The 23,001-nt window shown below is 48.1% G+C and carries 19 protein-coding genes; 9 read left to right on the top strand and 10 right to left on the bottom strand.

Translation table 11 applies throughout. From position 1 onward, the window contains the following. Positions 1 to 40 precede the first annotated feature (40 nt). A complete protein-coding gene (locus tag DXZ20_RS06320) occupies positions 41 to 1,045 on the top strand; it encodes an alpha/beta fold hydrolase (RefSeq protein WP_163670584.1) in 1,005 nt (334 codons plus the stop codon). A 95-nt stretch (positions 1,046 to 1,140) separates the two neighbouring features. On the opposite strand, the gene DXZ20_RS06315 is transcribed toward DXZ20_RS06320, so the two are convergent. The 7 genes from DXZ20_RS06315 to DXZ20_RS06285 form a co-directional block, all read right to left on the bottom strand. Further along, positions 1,141 to 2,484, bottom strand: coding sequence for a glutathione S-transferase family protein (locus DXZ20_RS06315; protein WP_163697099.1), 1,344 nt, complete (start codon positions 2,482 to 2,484; stop codon positions 1,141 to 1,143). Positions 2,485 to 2,542: 58 nt separating this feature from the next. Beyond that, the gene (locus tag DXZ20_RS06310) at positions 2,543 to 3,559 is read right to left on the bottom strand and encodes an NAD-dependent epimerase/dehydratase family protein (RefSeq protein WP_163697098.1); all 1,017 of its coding nucleotides are present in this window, start codon (positions 3,557 to 3,559) and stop codon (positions 2,543 to 2,545) included. Positions 3,560 to 3,571: 12 nt separating this feature from the next. Further along, positions 3,572 to 5,251: an O-linked N-acetylglucosamine transferase, SPINDLY family protein gene (locus DXZ20_RS06305; protein WP_163697096.1), complete on the bottom strand. Its 1,680-nt coding sequence runs from the start codon at positions 5,249 to 5,251 to the stop codon at positions 3,572 to 3,574. Then, a complete protein-coding gene (locus DXZ20_RS06300) occupies positions 5,248 to 7,164 on the bottom strand; it encodes an asparagine synthase-related protein (protein WP_163697094.1) in 1,917 nt (638 codons plus the stop codon). Before DXZ20_RS06300 ends, DXZ20_RS06305 begins: the two co-directional genes overlap by 4 nt. Positions 7,165 to 7,180: 16 nt before the next feature. Beyond that, complete coding sequence (locus tag DXZ20_RS06295) at positions 7,181 to 7,582, bottom strand: lasso peptide biosynthesis B2 protein (protein WP_031293272.1); 402 nt, start codon at positions 7,580 to 7,582, stop codon at positions 7,181 to 7,183. A 68-nt stretch (positions 7,583 to 7,650) separates the two neighbouring features. After that, positions 7,651 to 7,932, bottom strand: a complete 282-nt coding sequence (locus tag DXZ20_RS06290) for a PqqD family peptide modification chaperone (RefSeq protein ID WP_163697093.1) — start codon at positions 7,930 to 7,932, stop codon at positions 7,651 to 7,653. Between the two features lie 400 nt (positions 7,933 to 8,332). Further along, complete coding sequence (locus tag DXZ20_RS06285; protein WP_163697091.1) at positions 8,333 to 9,304, bottom strand: hypothetical protein; 972 nt, start codon at positions 9,302 to 9,304, stop codon at positions 8,333 to 8,335. Between the two features lie 630 nt (positions 9,305 to 9,934). Between DXZ20_RS06285 and DXZ20_RS06280 the strand changes: the two genes are divergently transcribed. Together DXZ20_RS06280 and DXZ20_RS06275 are read left to right on the top strand one after the other, a co-directional pair. Next, positions 9,935 to 10,300 carry a lasso peptide biosynthesis B2 protein gene (locus DXZ20_RS06280; RefSeq protein ID WP_431732071.1) on the top strand — a complete coding sequence of 122 codons (366 nt, stop codon included), beginning with the start codon at positions 9,935 to 9,937 and terminating at the stop codon, positions 10,298 to 10,300. Positions 10,301 to 10,318: 18 nt separating this feature from the next. Next, positions 10,319 to 10,528: a Nif11-like leader peptide family natural product precursor gene (locus DXZ20_RS06275; RefSeq protein WP_163697088.1), complete on the top strand. Its 210-nt coding sequence runs from the start codon at positions 10,319 to 10,321 to the stop codon at positions 10,526 to 10,528. Between the two features lie 19 nt (positions 10,529 to 10,547). Here the strand turns inward: DXZ20_RS06275 and DXZ20_RS06270 are convergent, their stop codons facing one another. Continuing rightward, positions 10,548 to 11,645, bottom strand: coding sequence for a hypothetical protein (locus DXZ20_RS06270; RefSeq protein WP_163697087.1), 1,098 nt, complete (start codon positions 11,643 to 11,645; stop codon positions 10,548 to 10,550). Between the two features lie 446 nt (positions 11,646 to 12,091). On the opposite strand from DXZ20_RS06270, the gene DXZ20_RS06265 reads away from it, so the two are divergent. From DXZ20_RS06265 to DXZ20_RS06245, 4 genes are all read left to right on the top strand, one after another. After that, on the top strand, positions 12,092 to 13,891 hold the full coding sequence (locus tag DXZ20_RS06265; protein ID WP_163697084.1) for an asparagine synthetase B family protein: 1,800 nt from the start codon (positions 12,092 to 12,094) through the stop codon (positions 13,889 to 13,891). A 254-nt stretch (positions 13,892 to 14,145) separates the two neighbouring features. Continuing rightward, the gene (locus DXZ20_RS06255; protein ID WP_163697082.1) at positions 14,146 to 15,153 is read left to right on the top strand and encodes a serine/threonine protein kinase; all 1,008 of its coding nucleotides are present in this window, start codon (positions 14,146 to 14,148) and stop codon (positions 15,151 to 15,153) included. A 32-nt stretch (positions 15,154 to 15,185) separates the two neighbouring features. After that, positions 15,186 to 15,956: an SAM-dependent methyltransferase gene (locus DXZ20_RS06250; RefSeq protein WP_163697079.1), complete on the top strand. Its 771-nt coding sequence runs from the start codon at positions 15,186 to 15,188 to the stop codon at positions 15,954 to 15,956. A gap of 37 nt (positions 15,957 to 15,993) precedes the next feature. Further along, the gene (locus tag DXZ20_RS06245; RefSeq protein ID WP_163697077.1) at positions 15,994 to 17,232 is read left to right on the top strand and encodes a cytochrome P450; all 1,239 of its coding nucleotides are present in this window, start codon (positions 15,994 to 15,996) and stop codon (positions 17,230 to 17,232) included. A gap of 38 nt (positions 17,233 to 17,270) precedes the next feature. On the opposite strand, the gene DXZ20_RS06240 is transcribed toward DXZ20_RS06245, so the two are convergent. After that, on the bottom strand, positions 17,271 to 17,558 hold the full coding sequence (locus DXZ20_RS06240; protein ID WP_163663220.1) for a PqqD family protein: 288 nt from the start codon (positions 17,556 to 17,558) through the stop codon (positions 17,271 to 17,273). 453 nt (positions 17,559 to 18,011) lie between these two features. Between DXZ20_RS06240 and DXZ20_RS06235 the strand changes: the two genes are divergently transcribed. Continuing rightward, positions 18,012 to 19,730: an ABC transporter ATP-binding protein gene (locus DXZ20_RS06235; protein ID WP_348918546.1), complete on the top strand. Its 1,719-nt coding sequence runs from the start codon at positions 18,012 to 18,014 to the stop codon at positions 19,728 to 19,730. 57 nt (positions 19,731 to 19,787) lie between these two features. Here DXZ20_RS06235 and murJ read toward each other — a convergent pair whose 3' ends face one another. Then, positions 19,788 to 21,170 (bottom strand): murein biosynthesis integral membrane protein MurJ, encoded by a 1,383-nt coding sequence (gene murJ, locus DXZ20_RS06230; protein ID WP_163697073.1) that lies wholly within the window; start codon positions 21,168 to 21,170, stop codon positions 19,788 to 19,790. A 459-nt stretch (positions 21,171 to 21,629) separates the two neighbouring features. On the opposite strand from murJ, the gene DXZ20_RS06225 reads away from it, so the two are divergent. Next, positions 21,630 to 23,001: asparagine synthetase B family protein (locus DXZ20_RS06225; RefSeq protein ID WP_250565648.1), on the top strand; the 1,372-nt coding region annotated here is incomplete at its 3' end.

The raw sequence follows: 23,001 nt of genomic DNA, 5'->3' as shown, positions 1-23,001 counted from the left end.
AGCATTGAGCACTGCATTTACTTCATTCGTAAACAGAATCATGACGTCTCCTAACAGCTTTGTTTTGAAAGAGTTTCCACTACAGTGTGGTGTAGTGTTGCCTGAAGCAGAGATTATCTATCAAACCTATGGAGAGTTAAATTCAGAGCGCAGTAATGGGGTACTGTATCCCACATCTTACGGAGCACAGCACAGTGATGTTGACTGGTTGGTGCGTCCAGAAAGTATTTTGGATCCCACTGACTGGTTTGTAATTATGCCAAATATGTTTGGCAACGGCCTTTCCACATCGCCTAGCACCTGTCAGGATGCCAAGCGACCAGGGTTTTACTTCACCCACTATGACAATGTGCGAGCCCAAGCTGCATTGTTGGACAGCTTAGGCATTGATCAGTTAGCCCTGGTATACGGCTGGTCCATGGGAGCCCAGCAGGGATATCATTGGGGTGCACTTTATCCAGAGCGGGTGAAGCGGATTGCAGCATTGTGTGGCACCGCTAAAACTACTGATCATAATCGGATTTTTCTCTACAGTTTGAGGGCTGCTTTACAGGGTGATCCCACCTGGAATGGTGAGCGATTTGAAGGGATACCAGAAAAGGGGTTTCACACGTTTACTCAGATTTATGCCAGCTGGGCTGCGTCGCCAGCTTATTATCGAGCAAAGCCTTACCTGGCATGGGGCTATGGGTCGTTAGAAGACTATCTGCTGCGGAGTTGGGAAGCGGGTTATCGACGGCGCGATCCGCATAATTTACTGGCAATGATTGAGACGTGGCTACACTGCAATGTAGGAGATAATCCCATCTATGGAGGTGACTATGTTAAAGCAATGGGGTCAATTACGGCCAAGACCTTGGTGATGCCTGCTACAACAGATCTGTACTTTACACCGGAAGATTGTGAGGCAGAGGCCAAACTAATCTCCGGAAGTAACTACGTTCCAATTCGTTCCATTTGGGGCCATCGAGCTGGCAATCCTTACCAGAATCCTGAAGACGAGATCTTTATTAAGCAAGCGGTTGAGATGTTGCTAGCCAGTTAAAGAGACGTTCCATGGAGCGTCTTGCATCATTACCCCATCACTCATCCACCCATCGACAGCCCCAACCTGGGGCTTTATTTTGTGCAGTCCCCTTATTATCCCCTCAGCCAGTTCAATCCAAACGGCAGAGATTTTTCTGCTGCACCATCAGGGGTTTCTGAAGAGAATTCTGCCGGATTTTGATCATACCGATTACGTATTGGAATAGCTGGTCCTTGGGCATCACCGACTAGCGCCGCTGTCTTTTCTAGGGCCATCCGCAACCGCTTTCCTGCATAAATCGACATGTCGCGGGGGACATTGACCCGGTCTCGCAGATAGCGCAGACCATTATCGCTCCCCTGGGGTGGTTCACACGCTTCCCCCGTCATCAAGTTGGTGAGAGCACAGCGCAGGGCTTCATCAAACATCTGATCGTCTGTGGGGTTGACGCGAATAATATTGCCACGATGTTTTAATACCCGATGCAGTGCTTCCACACGAGAGTTTTCGGGTTCAGGGTAGCCCACATCCGGTAGACCCAACCAAGGTCCCTGGTCTACCCGTTGTTGATTAGCCCTGGCCTCGGGTTCGCCATTTTCCCAGCAGCCTCCCATTTGGGGTGGGAGGTCATGGACATGGGTATGAAAATCACTCTGGGTACCGCGATAGGTGGGGCGAGTTTCCATAGCGTCAAACCAGGCAGCCAAACCAGGATTCTCTTCGCGCACGGAGTAGCCTTTGTAGTAAAACAGGCTGGCATTCATGCGCTCCAAGTAGGGGGTAAATACCAGGTCGACAACACTGAATTTTTCTAAAAAGTACGGGCCAGGAGTAGCCGCTAGCGCTTCTTCCACCTTAGCTACCACAGCCACAAATTGCTCGCGGTTAAACTGCTCCTGACGGGCAGAGCGAACGGGTTGGCACAGCCAGCTACACCAGGCACGGAACAGCAGGCGCTCTAACCGTCGCAGGGGAATTGCCTGGGGCGCCAACATGCTTACGGTCAGTGGTCCAAATGCCTGCTCCAGAGCAATTAGAATATCATCGCTTTCTGTAAGTCGCTTTCCATCTAACTCTACCCCAGGCAGCGTACCTGAAGGCACCTTCTGTTTATACCAGGCTTCAGCCTGGCATAGTTTAGCAGAAAAGTTTTCATCAAACTGGATAGCAGGCAGCATCCCAGATGGGACAAGGGCTTTATACCATGTTTCTTTGGTGCCATAACAGAACATGGTTACTTTTTTAATGGCATAAGGAATTTGCTTTTCCTCTAGCCATAGCCACACCTTCTGGCAGTAAGGGCACCATGCGTGGTTGTCCCTGAACAGCGTTAGCAGCGGCTCTTTTTGACCGAATAATCTCAGCGTTGCTTGAGGATTTGTTGGGCCATTGATGCGATCACGTTGAATTGTGTCTAGCGCTTCTAGCTCGGTCCAAGACAGTGGTTGAGTAGTCATGCTTGCGTATTGAATGCTGACTACTCCAAGCTAACGCTAAACGCACCACCCTAGGAGGTCACTTCAAGGCGTTTGCAAGCTTTACCACACTTTTGGTGGTCCCCTTACTTGTCTGATGTCGCCATTGATTAAACCAATTTAGTGTTGCTTGCAACCCAGTAAATAATGAATATTCTGCCGTGTATCCCGTACGAAGCAGGGCCTTGTTACAGCCTACCCAGTGAGATGGATCGCCTCCTCTTTTATTGCCTTTAAAGGTAACACGCTCGATGCTTTGATGGGCCATCGTGACAATTAGATAGGCTAGATCACGAATTGCCGTACCGTTACCAGAGCATACATTAAATATGGGTGCGCCAATTTTTGTCTGGCTAGTCAACGTTGCGAGTGCGCGTGTGGCATCCTCAACGTGAATGAAATCTCGCACTTCCCGACCACTGCCAAATAACGAAATGGGTTCATCGGAAAGCAACGTCCTATGCAGAATGTCAAACACCACTTGTTTTTTCTGTCTTGGTCCATAAATAGAAAAAATACGTGCGATCGCAGCTTCAAACCCATAAAGGTCTGAATAGACGCGGATGTACTCTTCTGCGGCTAATTTACTGACACCATAGGGGGAAATAGGTCTAACAGGTGTCTCCTCAGTAATTCGATGGGTGGGGGGCTCACCATATACAGCCGCTGAAGACGCAAAGATAAAACGACCTCTGAATTCACAGTTGCGCAGCGCATCGAGTAAATGGACGGTGGCAACTAAGTTTTGTGAAAAGTCTTGAGTGGGCCATATGATAGAACCTGAGGCGTTGGCCATGCCCGCTAGATGAAAAATTGTATCAAACCGTTGATCGGCTAAAAACTCACCAAGCTGTGGAGTGAGTAGATCAAGTTGGACAAATTGATGCGGCAGTTTTAGCCAACGCCCATACGCTGAGTTGCTCGCCGCAGGTGGATCAATGTCAATGCCCGTTACATGGGCACCAGCAATGGTTAGCTGATCGCACAGTGCCAGGCCTAAAAAGCCACTCACGCCCGTAATAAGAACACGCTGACCACGTAAAAAGGTATGGATCATGGAGCCATATATTTAAAGTACATGTTGAAACACGGGCGTTTGTTCTAGAAATGTGAAAAAGCTTTTTTCCAATGCCTCAACACAAGACAAGTCATCATAGAGGCGATGCTTATTCTGTGCCATTTGTTCTGTTACCACCTGACGCCAGTGCTTGTTGCGCCCGAGACAGATGGCAATTTCCCCATAGTGCTCAACGCTGGTTGCCACCGTTGGGACCACGCCCATTTGGTGTAAAATTGCGCTGCTGACGCGCCCACGGACAAACTCTCCTGGCATCGTTACAACCGGTAAATCATGGGTGATTGCTTCCAGCGTTGTGGTTGTCCCAGCGACGTCAATGCTGTCTAGAAAAATGTCTCCAAGCGCATTGAGACGATGGTAATTAGCATCTGACAATGTCGGTTGCATCACCACAAACTGATCCATATCTAGCTCAGCGTCAGAAAAAGCTTGTCGCAAGCGATTTTCAAAAATACGTGTCAATGCCTCCGAGGACTTATGCTTGAGGAAAACAAATTGGCAATCGCCAACGGCCTTTGCAATCTGAGGGTAGAGGCGATCATATTGCGGCAGGTATTTAAACAGGGATTGCAAACATAGATAAACAACAGATGATGATCGCAGTCCATATGCTTGTCGCTGTAGATCCGCTCCGGTAACCTGGGACGGCGTGTAGTGAATGGACAGATTGGGCAATCGAATCAATTTTTCTGTGTGATGGTGTTGTGCATTCCTGGGTTCTAGCAAGTCGCCACTCAAGTAATAGTCCATTGTTGGTAGACCGCTGGTGACATAGGTGCCCCAAGTAGTGCATTGAATGGGAGCGAGGCGCAGCGCTGATAGCTGAATGCTGATCTTATCCATACTGACTTCTGGATAAAGCAAGACGTGGGGATGATCGGTGCTGATAATCTGGCCCCAGGCTTCGATGGATCGTGTCCCATCTGTGTAGGAATGCAGTAGCGATCTCGCCAGGTCTGTTGCGTGATCTTTTTTTGTCCCTAACGAATAGCCAAATAGTTGAAACCGTTCATGATTTAGATGCTGCAACCACCCCTTTAAAATCACTTTCCACACAGAATGGTTGTGAAAATGACCGAAAACAATGCCGATCCGTAGTGGCTCTGTTGTGTTATGAACAGGTGTCTTGGGAAATGGTAATGGGCGTTGATAAGACCATTGTGGATAGCGTGCTGCCATAATATGACAGACCACATCTCCATAGAGTCTCTGCAACTCAGTATCGTCATACCCTTGATAGATCAAGTAAAACGGACTCACGGTACCGACAACCGTCGCCAGTTCGGCAACAGCCTGTGTTGGAGCCTTCTGCAAACGTTGGTGCAGCTCAAGCAGCTGACTATGATATCGATGTCGGCTGGACAATACCTCTTTTTGTGTTCGATAAATAATCGGGATCTGTAGCATGCAGGCAAAATAGCGGGCGGCTAGAGAATCCGGTTCAAGTGCGATCGCCTGATCACAGCATTGCAAAGCTTGTTCAGATTGGCCAAGATGATGATACGCTTTCGCCAGCCCTAAATAGCTTTCAACGTTCTCTGGATCAAGCTTTAACGCTTTTTCGTACCAGCCAATGGCCAACACACTTAGTCTTGGCTCGGGCGGGTGATTCAGATACAACGTGGCCATTTGATGGCAGTCAGTTACCGTGTCCTGGTTTGTGCCCATCATGCGACCACCTTCGTACAAACATTTGCACAGGCCAACGTGATGGCTAACGCTTCCGTACCCCGCTCAAACTCTGTTGCCTGATCTACAGCTTCCGTAAGACGTTTCAAATCGAGATATTGAGCGACAGCATGGAAATGCTGGTCTGCCTGGAGCTGTTCGAGCAATTCTGGCAAGGCCGCGACCATCACCTGGCCAATCACATCAAAAGCCGCTTGCTCTATTTTAGAACGATTCCACCGGATCTCTTGGGGAAGTATCCCCCCCACGGCGCGGCGCATTAAAGAACGCGTCCAGCCATTTTGCACAAACTGCTCCGGCGGCACCCCCAAACAAAACTCTAAGATCCGCCGATCTAGCAGTGGATAACGGTAAGAGACACCTTGCCTTGCCCCATTGATGGCCCAGGATTCAAGGCGCTTGGTAATGTGACCGTTGTCTAGCCAGCGCCACTGCATTTGTTGCACACCAGGACGCTCACGCAAAGCCACGCCCCGTAATCTTCGCACCGCCTCCCGATGCTCATCGGCAAACTGAGGATTGATCCAGCTCTCTGGATAGCGGCTGTGTCGCCCCGCCAGCAGCACTGCAATGGGCTCTGGGATCAGAGGGATCAACACTTTTTCATAGAACAGACGGGCATATCGCGCCGTTTGTCGTACTTGTGAGATATTATCGCTTGTCTTTGTGAAGGCACACAATTCATGGTGCAGCTGTTGCCACCGGCCTTGCAAGAACTGTGAAGATAAACACCCCCAGCCATGTCCTGTCACCGTTTCATCACCGCCCCACCCTGAAAGCATCACGCGCACTTGATCCTGACTAGCCTGCTGCAAGACAAGTTCTTCTCGCAGCATCATTTCGTAGGGCACACGGGTAAAATCACGCCGATACGTGCGTACAACATCCTCTACACTGAGGTCGATATAGTTACAATCAATGGCATACTGACGGCAGAGTGTTTGGATAAGATCATGTTCATTTCCAGCTGGTTTATTGGTTCGACTTGGCTGAGGTGACCAGGAATAGGCCTTCAGCGTTTTGTCTTGGTGTTGTAGCAGCTGCGATGCAATGGCGACAATAGTGGACGAATCTAGCCCACCGCTTAGGTGCGCACCAATGGGCAGATTTGTTTGGATGCGGCATTCAACAGCCTGGAACAACAAGTCTCGTAACTGTTCGGCATAGGCCTCATTGGATGGCAAGCGAACGTCGCGGATATTGTCTAAAGACCAATAACGACACAGCCGGCTCGTCTCTTTTGTCACCGACAGGTGGTGGGCAGGGGGGAGCTTGAAAATATTGGCCTGAAATGTCTGATGCTTCTCAGCAAAATACGTATCTTCTTGGAGATGCGCAGCTAGCAGCGGCTCGTTCAACTTTTGAGGCACGGAGGAACAGGCCAGCATAGCTTCGATATCTGAGGCAAAGACAAAGCAGCCGGGAGCGTCATAATAAAAAAATGGCCTCAGCCCCATATGATCCCGACCGCAAAATAATTCTTTGCGTTGCTGATCCCAGATAACAAAAGCAAACGCCCCAACTAGCTGCCCAACGCAAGCTTTCTGCCACTTCGCGTACCCTAATAGAATTAAGTGGCTATCAGTGAGTGTGCGACGTTCACTCACGGGAATCTTCAATATCTCGTATAATTCTTCCCGATTATCGATCCGTGCATCGGCTATGATAAACAGTCCTAAAGCCTGTGGATGGGTAATCGGCAAACGATCAGGATTTGATGTAGAGTCTAGGTCACAAAGAGAATAACCGAATCCGATCTCCTCTCCGATCTCCTCAGTGCAGTGGGCGCGAGTGCCCGTTGGCCCCCACAGCTTTATGATGGCTCGCATGGCCCCCAATGTTTCAGGGGTGACAGGTTGGCCGTTTTTGTGAAAAATCCCAAAAATGCCGCGCATAGTCTACTTACCGTGTCTACTTACCGTAAAATGCAACAACCTGATATTGAGCAGCGATCGCACCGCCCGTAATCGTTTGCTCCCCAACACGTAGCCAAGCGTGTGCCGCCAGCTGAGTGCCTTCGTTGCTGAGTCCTAGATAGAGCGTACTGGAAATCCCACGCATCCGCAGCATGAGCTTTCCTGAGATAGCTTGTGCCAAACAGTTACTGCGCCAAGGCGTGTAAGGGCTTACCATAGTGATAGCTGTGGCAATCTGTTGGGCAATCAGCTGGTGAGACCCCGTGCAAACTTTAGGCGTTTCACAATTCAGATGGCCAAGACAAGATCCGAGAAGACGCAACGGTAAAACAAGTACCGCACAGCGAGACAACGCCAGCAGTACAGTTGCTTCCAACAACATGAACTGTGTTGCCATCGGCAGGTTAATGTAGCGCCCTACTCTATAGCGCCATCCTGGTAGAGCCCTATCTATATTGCTGTGCACTATGATTCAACAACATGGGCTACTTTTTCATCGATCATCCGCTGTAGAAAAGCTTGTGTATCAGCGAGACAAGTATCCGCTGATACCGCATAACGTTCCTGCAAGGCGGCGCAAATCTCAGCAATTGTTACAGGGTGCTGTATTAAATGCCAGATCTCGCTCCCCACAGAGTCGAGCGCGAAGTAATTATCTGTCTCCAGACTCATCATCATCACTTCGTTGCCTAAGTTAGCTGTGATGAGGTCTTCTTTTTGCACAATTTTAGTTGTCAGCTCAAGCATTTACATCTCCCAGGGGCATGTGTGAAGTGCATCTCGATTATGCAAATAAAGCCCTCATCTTCAACCCATCTCTCTCAGAATCTATCGATACTGTTTTGACTCAGTAGATATCATGAAGGTCTACAAGCACCAGCTTCTACATTAGGGATGAAAGGACCGCTGTTGGTATCCTTAACGCTAATTTTTTTTAGCTCGGGAGCTGTCCATTGTTTTTTATGGGTAGATGCTTCGTTTTTCATCCTGTTCAATCCTCGTTAATGATTTTAATGTTGCACAAGGGTGTTTAGCATCCCTTTCGAGATGCTACTAATTCATATTTCCCAAATTCACAAAGAAAACTTAGTCTAAATCGGGTCTAACGGTAAAAATTAAATTGATTGTCCGCAGACTCAGAAGCCCTTTAAAGAGAATGTACTTTCTGCAATAGTGTGATCTGATTTATCAGTGAAAAACCATTCTTAGGTCTTGTTAGCTGGTGTATCTGGCCAGCACGAATCAGTTCAGCCGTCTGCCTAAAGAGTCGTTTTTGTACGCCCAACGCTTGGGTGTACTCCCCTCGAAAGACATTCTTAACAATGGCAGCTGTCATCTCTGGCATTGATAGTGGTGTGATGTCCACGTTCTCAACATCGCCTGGGTTAAGCAAATAGATCATTCTCAGGGCGGTGGGCACTGACGCCAACTCATCCTGTAATAAACGCGAATACTTATCTTCCTTTTGCCATACCCTTTGCATCAGTTTTTTATTGTGTCCCAGCTGCTGGATGGTGTCATGCCATAATCTAAGCTGGGCCATGCCTGGCAATACCTGGAACCCACGGCCTGGAGAAAACTCAAGAGCACATAGATCTTCTGCCAGCAGTTTATACCCAGCATCGATCAAGCCTGCTGCCAGGGTTGATTTTCCAGAACCAGATGGTCCCATAAAAATTAAGGCACCTTGGTCAGTTGCGATCGCACTTGCATGGAGAATCAGCTGATGGCGCTGATGGAGTAATGCACCAATGCATTGGGAAAACAAGTACAAACGGATAAGACTATCCGAACAGCTTGCGTGGGGCTGAACCACAATCTCACAGCCATTGGTGACGTAATAATTAGCGATATTGTCAAGACGCAATAGATACGCGTCTGGTTTAACCTGACTAAATCCATCATCAAGCTGGTGACCCTCTAAGAGTCTAGGGACAGGGCCAACTCTGATGACAATATCGGGGGGTGAGTGAGTGGCAGCAATGGGCAATAGTTCGGGGCATTCGAACTCCGATACGATGTGCAACCCAAATCCACAATAATGATGAAAATGATTGTTTGGATGGTGTAGACGTATCTTCAATTGTTCAGTGGTTTTTGTCTCTAAATCGATCCACATCCTTTCCCCTTTAAAAAACCAGAATCCTGGATTTAGATTTTTCCGATAAATTAGGAGACGATTACAATAGACTAAAAATCTCTACTACTCAGATCTTGCCCTAAGGTCGGTTGTGAAGCTCGAACCCACGCTGGGTTAAAAACCCAACGCTAATTGAGGGCTGTCCACTCAAGGGACAAGATTGGCTGGGCAGCTCTAAATAGAGAGCTTTTAGGGATTCTTTAACCGCTTGAGCGGTTTTGAGCCAGTTAGCCTTGCGACTTTGAGTCTAAGGCGGGTTAATGCTTCCTTGCCAGGTGCAAGATCTCAGTACTAACTTAATGGTCTTACAAAAAGAGGATCTCAACGATTGTGTAAGCTGCCATCAGTAGTTATACGAATGTTGTCTAAATCAATCTTTGAACTGTTAAAAACCATTGGGCAACAAGTTAATATTGAATGAAATTTATGTATTTTTACAAGTGTTTTACCGGTGAGGGTCGAGTATTATTCACCTGTTTTGTTGAGTATGTGTAAAAATCGAAAGTTATCATTATCTTAACCACGTTAGTTCGTAAGTTCCGTACGCTATGGAGTTTAGATGTCGAGAGCCGGTGGCTGTTACTACAGACTTTTCTCCTCTTGCCATCAGTGGCCCTATCCTTAAAATTCTGGGGGCTAAAGTTCACCCAAGCAATTTTAGTAAAACTGTTCCCTATCCCAGCTTCGCCGCCACCTGATCATTCACACCGGCTTATTACCACAACTCGGATGGTGCAGTTGGCGGTAAAATACTGTCAGCCTTGGGCTAACTGTTTAAAAAAATCATTAGTATTGTGGAGTTTGCTACGAGCTCAAGGGATTGATGGCCAGTTGCGCATTGGGGTGCGACAAGATGCCCAAAAATTTGAAGCCCATGCCTGGGTGGAGTGGCAAGACTTTATCCTGGGCGATCGCCAGGATGTGCGGGAAAGATTTGCCATGTTTGATCGCCCCATTGACATTTCTTCTTTGTAAGTAAATTAAGTAAACAAGATGTCGATTCAAACTGCCTTACAATTTATTCAGCATGTTCGTAGCAATGAGACAGTTCAACATCAGCTTGAATCGACGGATCTACAGGTGGGGTTAGCTGCGTTGGTAGATATCGGAGCTATGTATGGCTTTGAATTTACGATGGAAGAACTGCAACAGGCGCACAGACATGACTGGATGATGCGCTGGGTTCATTTTCAGTCTTACTGAAAATGAACAGGCAAAGCGTTCAATCCATGGACACTGATATCGAGCTTGGCTTACTTGCTGAGGGTGGAGAGAGCCATTCGTGGGCAAACCATAAATATCCTTTTGCTTCCAAGGGAGAGTGGGGATGATAGACCACCTTAATGTGGCTGACGCGGCGGCTCAGGCTAGTAAAACAGTTCTGAGGTCGCAATAATGAGGCCTTAATCAACTCCCCCGGCCAATGGGTGGGGATAGTCATGGGGGTGGTTTGTCCTGGCCATTGCAAAAAAGCTTGTCGCTTGGCAGGCGTACAGCATCCCTGATCAACGAGGGTATCTAAAAAATTGGCCCAACCGGGTTCATCCTGGGGCTGCTTTAGGAAAATACATTCAAAGCCTAACTTGGGATATACCTGTTGCCCCACATCCAGGCACACCGTGATCCGATCCATTTGGGTCGCTAGTTTTGTCATAAGTGACTCGATTTCATCGGTTTGGCCTAGCCATTTTATCCGTTGCAAGTACGGGACCAACAGCTCCGGCTGTAGGCGCTTGACATTCACCCGCAATGCCTCGACAGAACGGGACAACATGACGCCAATATGGCTGACGAAAATACCTTCTGGACAAGCCGTAAAGCAACGTTTTAACGAATCCTGCCAGGGTACCCAAGTGGATCCCAGAAGACTATTCAATACTTGGCTGGCCTGAACAAATGATTGGGATGGATCTGAAAGATGGGTGGGTAAAGCAAAGAAGAGTGAGGGCAACAGCCGAGGGTTTGAGACATCACTGTCAAACTCAAGCCAAATCTCTGGAATGCTGTCATGAAGACTGGAGTCGGGATCCGACCAGTGATGGAGGAAGGTCTGAATGTGGTTCCATAGCGGATTAATTGCCAAGGATGGCTCGGCAAGATATTTTTTCAATAGCGCTGGTTCATCATTGCCAGATATGACACATTGTTGAATGTCCACCTGGGGTGAGTTGTCCCCTAGACGACACTCAAATCCACCCCGTAAAATCGGGGCCATCTGACTGGCAAGGATTTTGAGCCCAGGCACCTGGTTTGGCTCCAATAATGCGGCGGAGAGTTGGGGTAAGAGTAAGTCAATGGATTCAGCAAATACAGCCGTCATCGGTTTTAGGAGTGTTATGCGCAAGTTAACTAGCTGATGCCCTCGTTAACCTGGAAATGGGCTGATTAGCAACTAACGTTAAGCCATAAATACGATAGCGCCATAGAGTTAGACCTTCAACAGTTAGGTCTTTATGATCACCATAATGGGTCAGTAATCCCATTTAGTCTTCAGATAGATCGGGTTAATCTTTCCTTTAGGTGATTCAATAACTCCCATGGTGTACATAATTTTGCGTAGGGGCCTACGCCTGCTTTACTGCGGTGATTTATGTGTTTTTACGAGTGTTTTTAAAAGTGTTTTCCGCTTATCATTCGTTTGTTTTGTTGAGTATGCGTAAAAACCGAAAATCATAATTATCGTCACTGTGGACAATCCAGAAACTGTAGTCACTGCTTGAAAGGCACATGTGATCCGATCGCACTTTTGGACCTTTTTCTAATACTATGAGTGGTTTTGTTGCTATTCTCAATGGAGAGAGTCACCCCCTTGACTGTTCTTTGCTTCAGCAAATGACAGATTTAATGGTGTTTCGCGGCCCAGATGCCCAGAATATCTGGAGTGAAAGTTATGTGGGGCTTGGCCATGCCCTGTTGCGCACCACTTGGGAATCTGAGCAAGAACGGCAACCCCATAGTTTAAATGGCACGGTTTGGTTAACTGGAGATATCCGTCTCGATCGCCGTCAGGGGGTAATCGATCAACTCCGCCAGGCTGGGTGCATGGTAAAATCAGAGGCCGCCGATGTTGAACTGGTTTTACAAGCTTATCAGGTTTGGCAAGAGAATTGTTTAGACAGACTGAGTGGAGATTTTGCCTTTGCCCTATGGGATGGTCCCCGGCAGCGTCTGTTTTGTGCGCGGGATCAGTTTGGGGTGGTGCCGATCTACTATGCCACCGTTGGTAACGGTGTCATCGTCAGCAACCATTTGAATTGTCTACGGCTGCATTCGCACGTGTCCGATTATTTGAACGAGCAGGCGATCGCAGACCTACTGTTGTTCAGCATGAATATGGATCGCAGCAGTACCACCTTTGCCGATATTCAACGGTTGCCCCCAGCTCACACCCTGATATGGTCCGCAGGCAAGGTGCGTATCCAGCAGTACTGGCAGTTGCCAGAACAGGTGGAAATACTCCACTATAAAGACCCACGGGAGTATATCGAACACTTTCGAGAATTATTTGACCGGTCTGTGGCCGATCGGCTGCGTACCGGTCAAGTAGGTACCCATTTAAGTGGCGGCATGGACTCCACCAGTATTGCGGCCACGGCCCATGGTTTGTTGAAAACAACTTGTGGCTTTAAGGTTGACCTCCGGGCCTACGCGATTGTTTACGACCATTTGATCGAAGAAGATGAGGGGACCTATGCGGCACAGGTTGCTCAACAGGCTGGATTGCCCCTGGAATACCTTATTGCAGAAGATTTTATTGAGCAAGCTCCCCCAGAGAAACCAGACTATCGTTATCCTGAACCTCTCCTAATTCCCACCCAGGTGGCAGAGGTGGAGATTATTCGCCGGGTAGCCACCTATGGTCGCGTCTTACTGCAAGGATTTGGCGGGGATCCCGCCCTTTATCCAGTGCCCATCAATCTATCTCAGTTACTACAATACCAGTATTTTATTCCTAATCTCCTGGGCTGTATGGGAACACTTCGCTCAAAGCTCCGCCTCCGAACTCGCCTTAATCGATGGCTTGGAAGAGACCAAACGATGGTGTTACCTGGCTGGTTTAACCCAGATTTTGCTAAACGAACGGACCTAGCCGCAAGATTGCAAGAACAATTGACGATATCACGACAACTAGAACGCTATGGGATGGCCGATGAACCCCTTTGGTCTAACATTTTTGGCTGGTCTGACCCTGGCTTCAGCGGCTTCCCCGTTAAATCGCGCTTTCCCTTTTTCGACTTGCACCTGGTGTTATTTTTACTGTCCGTCCCATCAACCCCCTGGTTCCAAAGTAAGTTCTTGTTACGGGAAGCGATGCAGGGGCGATTGCCAGATTCTGTGCGACAGCGGCCTAAAACCCCTTTAGGTGAGTCTCCCCATTACAAGTTGATGCAACAGCGAGGCATCCAACCCTGGATGACAGAATTAATTCATACCACTGCGTTAACACCTTATATTAAGTCGGAACAACTATTACAAACGTTGCAAAAGCCTGAAACTCTCACTCCCCTGGGCTATAATCAGGCATCAAGCGTTTTACAACTTGCTTATTGGCTATGCCATTCATAGCATCCATAGGCTGAGTTTCATTTCAGTCAAGAATAACGGCACTCAAGTACCATACTACAGGATGATTATCATGTCTCAAACGACTCCTAATAAGACACCAAAATCAGGCAAGCGTCTATACCATTCTCCTAAATTCGATAAATTAGGTAAAGTGAGTGAGCTTACGCTGACTAGCACAACATTTGTGGGTTCAGACGGTGGCAGTGGAATTTTCCAATATGCTTCATAGCTGACGTTTTGAACGGTCTATATCTGTGCCTCAACAAGCTTCTAAGCAGAATAAAACATACAGGATTTATGGCCTGACCCTCCAGGTAAATCGATGTTTGCCTAATCTCATCTCCGCTAGCCCTGATTTACCCATTGATGTCAAAGTTGACTTAATGAGTGGAGAGAAATCCCAGATACCGTCTCCTGATGTTGAGTTTGTGTCGTCGGGATTGACGGTTATCACCCAGGCCGATGTGCCCCATTACCAACTTTGGTTTCGTGGCGATGGACAGCTTAATTTTGAGATCGATGCTCTGGGTACTGACATTTCAGTCACCTGGGATCGCTCGGTTCTAGAAGAAGTTACTGGTCTCTTAGTGGGACCCGTTTTAGCTTGTGTGTTGCGGTTGCGAGGTAGGTTGTGTCTTCATGCCTGTGTGGTTGCCATGGGGGAAAAGGCCATTGCCATCGTAGGTGACACCGGAGCCGGAAAATCGACTACAGCAGCAGCCTTGGTCAGTCAAGGCTATCCAATGCTGGCTGACGATGTGGCGGTACTGGACAATTTATCCCAGTCCTGGCATGTCCATCCGGGCTATCCTCGTCTACGGCTATGGCCTGAAACGATCCAGGCTGTATATGGATCAGAGGCTGATTTGACAAGGGTTTTTAGCTTTTCGGAGAAACGTTTTGTTGAGTTAACTCCCAGTGATTCTCCGGCGCTCAATAAAACGGCATGGAACTTTCATCCTCATCCCCTACCGTTGTCGGCTATTTATGTCTTAGATACCGTGAATAAAGATCAGCTGACAGCGGCAAAGCCAACAATCGAACCCATTTCCCCGGCTGCCGCTGTGATGCTGATGATGAGACATCGATCGGCTGGTCAGTTGATGAACGCGGATGCCGAGCTGCAAGCTAGGGAATTTGCAGCGATGAGTTCTGTGGTCAGGGATGTACCCGTACGAAAGGTGAAACGCAGTCATAATTTGCAGGCACTGCCTCAACTCTGTGATGCGATTGTAGAAGATGTGAGGCTGAGTGCAGTTTAGAGCTGCAATGCCATTAACCCAGGAATTGTTAAATGACCATGGACACTGGAGTAGTCTTGGACTTAGATCGTTTTTATTCAACTGAACCAGTTCAGGCCTGGAAACAGATTATTGGTGAAGATTTACATTATCATTTTGGCTATTTTCGAGGTACTGAAACATTAGAAACAGGCTTAAAACAAACGGTTAGAAATTATTATCCCCATATTCCCCCGGGGTCAAACGTTTTAGATGTTGGCTGTGGTTGGGGTGGTCCGGCCCAACTATTAATTGCAGAACGGGAATGCACGGTCACTGGGATTACCTGTAGTACGGCCCAAATGAATTATTGTCAAAGCCTAGGTTTACAGGTATGGCAACAGAATTTAGATCAAGATTCTGGAAAAATTCCTGGCGATTATGATGTGATAGTTAGCCTTGAAATGATTTCCCATATTCAGGACAAATTAAGCTTGCTACATCGTCTACGTTCCTGTGGATCACGCTTAATTTTGTCAGAAAGCTGTGCGGCAGATGGTTATAGCGGTGATCGTTTAACATTTGGTAACTCCATTGTGCTTTGCACTGTTTCTGAACTGGTGCGCAATTTGAAGTTGGCAGGCTGGACTATTCAATCTATGCAAAATCGACGGGTTTACTCCCTACGGACGATCTTACTTTGGCAACAGAATTTTGAGCGAATCTATGGTGATTCTGAACCCCCTGGACAGCTTGGTGTTTTGCGTGGCCTGGTGGATACTGCGTTGCGATCGCCCAGAGGTTGGTGTCAGTCTTTCCCGTTGATAGACATCGTGGCAAATTGAGGTATTTCATTTAACGTTAGCTGCTAAAAAAGCCGAAATGGACTGTCTACCTTTTGACCCTCGATTACCAGAGTTTCGGGCCAATCCCTATCCTACCTATCGTTATTTGCAGACCCATCATCCCATTTATTATCGGCCTGACCATAACGACTGGTTACTGACGCGCTACGCTGATGTTGCAGACGTTCTCAAAAGTTCTAAGTTTGGTCGTACAGAACATCACCAGTCATCGGTAAAACAAATCAGCAGTCAACGGCCTCTGCATCGATTCTTCAAACTGCGTCAGGAAAGCCAAAACCTGATGGGCCTATGGCTAGTGCTGAGAAACCCGCCCGATCACAGCAGAATTCGTTCTCTTTTACATCATCCCTATCGGCCTGTTCAGGTTCAGGCCTTGCGATCGCATCTGCAAACAACAGTCCATACCCTGATTGATCAGGTCCAAGCTCAAGGCCAGATGGACCTGATTGCAGATCTCGCCTATCCTCTTACCCTCAGTTTAAACTGCAAAATCTTAGGTATTCCGCCCCAAGCTTGGCATCCCAAATTTAAGCAGTGGTCAGAAGATTTATCTGTAATTGCAGATATGGATGTAACCCCCATGGCAAGAGAGCGGGGACTATTAGCGATCGCAGGTTTAGCTGACTACTTTCAAAGTTGGTTTGATCAATGTCGCAACATTACTCAAGGCCAGGACAACTTAATTGCCACCCTGATGCAAGCCGTAGCCGACCATCAGTTAAGTGAAACAGAACTGCTCTCAACCTGTATATTCATGTTTACCGTTGGGCACTCTTCCACTGCAAATTTATTAGGCATAAGCATGCTCACCTTACTTCAACATCCGCATCAACTGCAGCTACTCCAGAGTGAGCCATCCTTAATGGGGACGGCAATTAATGAAGTCTTGCGTTACGACAGTCCGGTGCAGGGTGTCTCACGCAAAGCACTGGTGGATGTTGAACTTGACGATCACATGATTCCACAGGGGCAAGTGGTGAACTGTATTATCGCTGCCGCTAATCGAGATCCGGCTAAATTTTCTGAACCTGATGTTTTTAACATTAAACGTAGCCCCAATCCTTTCCTGTCCTTTGGCCAAGGCATTCATCTGTGTATCGGCAAACATATGGCTAAACTTGTGGCGGAAATCACCGTGGGGACTCTAGTACAACGTTTACCTAAGTTATCCTTCGTATCCACAGCGCCAGAGTCTTTCGACTGGGAAGAGTCTTTTCTGGGACGGGGATTAAAATCATTGCCGCTCTCATTTTAATCAATGGAGCCAGCGTGATTATAAAGTAGCCAAGGAGGTTATGCAGCACTCAGTTCAACTAAACCATGGGTTAATAATTCGTCAATTAATGTTTCCACATCATGCTGTAGCAGTGTTGGCTCCACATCATATGCAGTTTGCAAGGTGGCGATGGCCATTTCAATGGACTCCTTCTCAATCAAGGTTTGCCACATATGAGTCCCCACATCATCCAGTCCAAAATATTCCTCAGTTTGAATATTTAACAACACAGACTCTCCGGCTAAGTCTTGAGCTAACACATGGGAGGTCACGGATAGTCCTTGATCTAACGAAAATTGCATCATGGTTTTAGGATTGTTGAACGAAATCGGGATCTGGAACCCATAGTCTGGAGAAAACTCAAGAGCGCAATTGATTCACATTCTTTTCCTGTGACAAACTAGAATCTTAGATTTAGATTTTGCAGATAGACTTCAGATAAACTTAGGGATCGATTACGGCAAGCCAAAAATCTCTACTAAATCAATGGTCTTACAACAAGAGGATCTCAACGATTGTGTGAGTTGCCATCAGTAATTATACGAATGTTGCCTGAATAATTTTCCAGACTGTCAAAAACACTTTTTATAGTATTAAATGAGTACGCTGAGCACTATTCAGGTCACACAGTCCAACCCAAGTCAGGAACTGAGATGCAGCGTTGGCTTCCAACCATTCTTCCGCAAGGAATATACCTTATTATTGCCATAAAAATAATTTGGCAAAGCGCACCGCAGTGGACATGTGTAAGCTCCCTATTGCTTGTGCTTCAGGGTCTGCTGCCTGCCACCTTTTTCTACGTCAGCAAAGTAATTGTAGACAATATTGGAGCTATCTTTAGTACAGCTCATGCCCTTCCCAATTCATGGCATAGCTATACTCACCTGATGCCATGGTTATTAGTACTTGGGGGCATTGCCATTGTTGATATTGTCTTAACAAGCACCACTGACTTGGTCAACACGGCACAGGGTGAAAAAGTAACCAACAGCCTGCAAGATATTCTCCATGCAAAATCCATTGCCGTAGACTTGGCATACTATGAAAATCCTCAGTATTATGATGTGCTCCAACGGGCTCAAAATGAAGCATCGTTTCGCTGTAATCAAATTTTGAGTAGTCTGGCGAATGTCTTCAAAAATGCTGTTTTGCTAGCTGCCCTCAGTGGACTTTTGCTGTCTATTTCTTGGCAGATTATCGCTCTTCTAGTGGCTGCCTCCCTCCCTGTTTTGTGGGTTCGGCTGAAATATACCCGTGTCTTTTACCGCTGGCAACGTCGCCGTACAGCCTTACAGCGCCAATCTTTTTATATGAGTCATTTACTGACGGAGGCAAAGTTTGCTAAAGAAATTCGCCTGTTCAATTTAGGCTCATTTTTAAGACGTCGGTATCGCACAGTACAAACTAAAATTTATCGAGAAAAATTAGCGATCGCAACCAAGCAAGCTGTCTACAACTTTAGCACCCAGCTCTTTGGTGGAGTATTGTTACTCGTTAGCTATGGCTATATTATTTATCGAGCATTTAACAACGAATTTACCTTTGGTGACTTAGTTCTTTATTATCAAGCTATGCAGCGAGGGCAAACCGCATTAAAACAGTTTTTTAATAGTTTGGCGCAACTCCATGAAAATAATCTATTCCTCAAAAATATCTTCGAATTTCTGGAACTAACACCCCATGTGCTGGAACCTGAGCAGCCCCAAGTAATGCCCACCATATTTCAGGAAGGCATTGTTTTCGAGCAGGTTAATTTTAAATATCCCAACACTCAACGCCAGGTTCTGCACAACATTAACCTCAGGGTTGCCCCCGGTGAAACCATTGCCCTAGTCGGTGAAAATGGATGTGGGAAGACGACGCTGATTAAGCTACTTTGTCGGCTGTATGATCCCACATCAGGAGATATCTACTTAGAGAGTAAAAATATTAAACACTACGCAATTTCCGAGCTGCGACGACAAATCAGCGTTATTTTTCAAGACTATGCCAGGTACTATCTCACAGCCCGCGAGAATATTAGCTTTGGCAATATTGAACACCACCATGACGTTACACGGATCGAAGCTGCGGCCCGTCAGTCTGGTGCTGAGTCAATTATTCAAACGCTTCCTAAGGGCTATGAAACTATTTTAGGCAAACTCTTTGATCAAGGCGAAGAACTAAGCATAGGCCAATGGCAAAAAATTGCCTTAGCCCGAGCCTTTTTGCGAGACTCACAAATTATGGTTTTAGATGAACCCACTGCCGCTATGGATCCCAAGGCAGAATATGCTGTGTTTCAAAAATTAAAAAGCTTAGCTCGTCACCAGGCGATTGTTCTGATTAGTCATCGTATGTCCACTGTGAGGCTGGCCGACCGTATTTATGTAATGGAACAGGGAAAAATCGTTGAATGTGGCAGCCACGCTGAGCTGATGAACAATCAAGGGCTTTATTTCCAGTTGTTTGAAATACAAGCTGAAAAATATCGTTAGAGAGAAACGGATATTTGCTCTCAAGTACAAGCCCACAGGGGCATGGAAGTTAACTTGTCAGGGTTTCAACACCAATCGCTCCCGCAGCCAAAGCCACATGCCAAGGCTCAACACCCCATCGACCACACTGCTCCCCAGCGCCAGCCCCGCAACGCCTAGGGATTGATATAGAAAACCGTTAAATAAAATGTTTAACCCCAGACTCCAGGCGCTTAGCCAGCCTAATGCTCGATGGGCGCGGAGCACATGTAGGACGCGGACCAGCAGTTCTCGGCTCAGGTACGCCCCCAGCCCCAACCCATAGCAGCGTAGTACGTGCCCCACCAGTAATGTCGCTTCCGGGTCAAAGGCCCCCCGCCGATACGTCAGTGCCACAATGGGGGTGGCCAACAGTGCCATCAGCCCGCCCATGGGTAAAACGAATCGGAGCATAAGACTTAAAGCTCGCTGCGATCGCTCCCATAGCTCCCCAGGCTCATTAGCCACCTGCGCCAAGTTTGGCACCAGCGGTACGAGCATCACATTGGAAAAAATCCCTGCCGGGGCCTGCACTACTAGAAACGCCAGCGTTAGCGCACTGGCCGCCGCCCCCGGCTCAGGTAGCCATGAGGCAAAGGCCAAGTCAATGTACCAGTTTGCTCGGGTAACACTCATAAATAAGCAGCTAGAGGCAATCAAACGCAGCGCTACGCGGATTTCTGACCACAGGCCCAGATGTCGCCAAGCCACACTCAACGAATGACTAAGTGGGTACCCCCGCAGGCCCAGCCACAGCACTCCCCACTGCAGCACCGCCCCTGCTAAGTAGGCCCAGGCCAGCACCTGACCGCTCGCTAGGTCAGCGCTATTGAGCTGTTGTTGGAACCCATGGTTAAACCAAAATGCGCCTGAGATCGCAGCCAAACTCGACAGCAGCGGACTCAGCGTTGGCAGCCAATAGTTACGATGCCAGGTCAACAGACCAATGTTAAGGCCGATCATGCTGCCGAACCACACCGTCGCAGCCATAATTTGCAACTGCCGAATTGCCAAGCCTCGGACGTCACCCGCCCCCACCGCCAGCCCCGGCGCGATCAGATCAATACCCTGGGGAGCCAACCAAACTAGCAAGCCAGTCACCCCCAACATTGCGCCACCGATCACCACCGTTAACGCCCGAACAATGGCCCTGGACTTCTCCGGAGGATAGTTCGCCAAAATAGTCAAAACGGCACTGTGCAACGGGCCATTAATCCCCCCCAGAACAACTAGAAACAGGTTTGGTAATAAAACTGCATACTGGAAGGCTCCATAGAGCGGCCCAATCCCAAAAACAGCTGCGTTTACCTGCTCTCGCATCAAACCAGCCAGCCGGGTGGCCAGAGTTGCCCCCGCCACGACGCTGGCCGATGAAGTCAGAATTTGAACAATTTTTGGAAACAGGGACAAACGCTTGGGCAAGACTCAATCCTAACTAAGATTTAAGTTTGCTTCGTTGAAGACCAGTAAAGTCTCCACAGTACCGTCAGCTGACATTGAACAAACCTTCCTTCTCGTAGAAAACAACAGTGTTTACCCATAGAACAGAAAGATTTTTGTAAGTGTAGTCCTCTTAAGCCTTAGCCATTGGTTTACCAAGAATCCGAGAAAAATATTGGCAGTACACTCACTGTATTTTCACGCAGAAAATCAACACCATTAGCACCAGTCAATAGAGAAAGTTCAATCTAACAGATTTTTTGAATTAATAGTCTGGTTAAATAGTCTAATGTGACATTTTTAATCGTATGCAGTAGGTTGTGGTGCCAGTGTCTATTCTTAGTAGAACAGTTTAACCAGGACATGCAGACACCGGTGAACGGTCTAGTGGAAGAAGGTCTATTGATGATTTCTGTTATTAACTAAGGGTCACACAGCAGCATGAGTGGAATAGTTGGTTTATTTAGTCGGCCCAGTAAGCCGGTCAGTCAAGCATTGCTGCGTCAAATAACAGACAGTATGGCCTTTCGCGGGCCAGATGCCCAAACCTGTTGGCATACACCACTGGCAGGTCTGGGACACGCGCTGCTGAGAACGGCCCCAGAACAGGAGCAGCAACCCCTGACACTAGATCAGTGGGTGTGGATTTCAGCAGACGTACGCTTGGATGGCCGCGATGAGCTCATTGCCAAGCTCAGGTCCTATTATGCCGATATTTCATCGCAGTGCTCGGATGCATCTTTAGTGCTGAGAGCTTACCATGCCTGGGATACGGCCTGTGTTGAGCATCTCCAGGGGGATTTTGCCTTTTTAATCTGGGATGAGGGGCAACAGCGTCTGTTTGCCGCCCGCGACCATTTTGGTGTGGTGCCCTTTTTCTATGCCCAGGTAAAAGAGACTTTGGTGTGTAGCAACACCCTAGACTGTGTGCGTCGCTATCCCGGCGTTAGCGATCGCATCAATGAGCAGGCCATGGCAGACCAGGTGCTATGGGGCATGAATCTGGACTATCCCACCACTCTTTTTGACGATGTGCGCCGGTTACCCCCGGCCCATACCCTAACCTGGGAACCGGGCGTGCTCAAGGTGCGCCCCTACTGGCAGCTGCCTAGGGTGCAACCGCTGATGCTGTACAAGCGCCCAGAAGACTATGTCGAACACTTTTCTGAACTGTTTGAACAGGCCGTATCTGACCGGTTGTGCAGTCCCCAGGTGGCCACCCACCTCAGCGGTGGCATAGATTCCAATAGTATTGCTGCTGTGGCCCAGCAGATACTACAGCAACGGGGGCAGGCGGGCCGCTTGCAGGCTTTCACAATGCAAGACCGGGTCATAATGCCAGAAGAAAACGCCTACGCGGCCATGGTGGCCCACACCATTGGCATTCCCCTAAACACACTCGATGCGACCGGCAGGTATCGCCAGGTGCCCGATTTGCGCCCTACCCACCCGCCTGTGCTGCCACCGGGCTCTGTCATGGGCATGCAAACCATAACAACATTGATGCGGCGCTGCGGCGACCATGCCCGCACGGTGCTGACCGGGTTTGGCGGCGACTCGGCCCTGCGCTTTGGTGAGTTTCACCATTGGGAATGGTGGCAGCAGGGGCTGCGACAGCGCTGGTGGCAGGTACAGCTTGATTACTTTAAGACCCACGGCACACCAAGGGTATTCTGGCGGCGGGCCTGTCGGCGCTCCATTATCCGCAACCGGGCAACGGTGCCCCCTGCGTTAGACCACAACTTTGCGGCTCGCTGGCGACTCAAGCAACGGTTTGCCGTCCAGCAGGCCGATGCGTTAGACAACATCTCTC

Source organism: Adonisia turfae CCMR0081, from assembly GCF_011009555.1.
Taxonomy (GTDB): Bacteria; Cyanobacteriota; Cyanobacteriia; order Phormidesmidales; family Phormidesmidaceae; genus Leptothoe; species Leptothoe turfae.
The sequence above is the reverse complement of the archived record's forward strand: the minus strand, read 5'-3'. Positions and strand labels throughout refer to the sequence as shown.

Coding starts and splice junctions, on each gene's coding strand:
- DXZ20_RS06315 (WP_163697099.1), bottom strand. CDS start 2,484: ATGACTACTCAACCACTGTCTTGGACCGAGCTAGAAGCGCTAGACACA.
- DXZ20_RS06240 (WP_163663220.1), bottom strand. CDS start 17,558: ATGATGCAATTTTCGTTAGATCAAGGACTATCCGTGACCTCCCATGTG.
- DXZ20_RS06305 (WP_163697096.1), bottom strand. CDS start 5,251: ATGATGGGCACAAACCAGGACACGGTAACTGACTGCCATCAAATGGCC.
- DXZ20_RS06245 (WP_163697077.1), top strand. CDS start 15,994: ATGGACTGTCTACCTTTTGACCCTCGATTACCAGAGTTTCGGGCCAAT.
- DXZ20_RS06290 (WP_163697093.1), bottom strand. CDS start 7,932: ATGCTTGAGCTGACAACTAAAATTGTGCAAAAAGAAGACCTCATCACA.
- DXZ20_RS06265 (WP_163697084.1), top strand. CDS start 12,092: ATGAGTGGTTTTGTTGCTATTCTCAATGGAGAGAGTCACCCCCTTGAC.
- DXZ20_RS06270 (WP_163697087.1), bottom strand. CDS start 11,645: ATGACGGCTGTATTTGCTGAATCCATTGACTTACTCTTACCCCAACTC.
- DXZ20_RS06310 (WP_163697098.1), bottom strand. CDS start 3,559: ATGATCCATACCTTTTTACGTGGTCAGCGTGTTCTTATTACGGGCGTG.
- DXZ20_RS06295 (WP_031293272.1), bottom strand. CDS start 7,582: ATGGCAACACAGTTCATGTTGTTGGAAGCAACTGTACTGCTGGCGTTG.
- DXZ20_RS06300 (WP_163697094.1), bottom strand. CDS start 7,164: ATGCGCGGCATTTTTGGGATTTTTCACAAAAACGGCCAACCTGTCACC.
- DXZ20_RS06275 (WP_163697088.1), top strand. CDS start 10,319: ATGTCGATTCAAACTGCCTTACAATTTATTCAGCATGTTCGTAGCAAT.
- DXZ20_RS06285 (WP_163697091.1), bottom strand. CDS start 9,304: ATGTGGATCGATTTAGAGACAAAAACCACTGAACAATTGAAGATACGT.
- DXZ20_RS06320 (WP_163670584.1), top strand. CDS start 41: ATGACGTCTCCTAACAGCTTTGTTTTGAAAGAGTTTCCACTACAGTGT.
- DXZ20_RS06250 (WP_163697079.1), top strand. CDS start 15,186: ATGACCATGGACACTGGAGTAGTCTTGGACTTAGATCGTTTTTATTCA.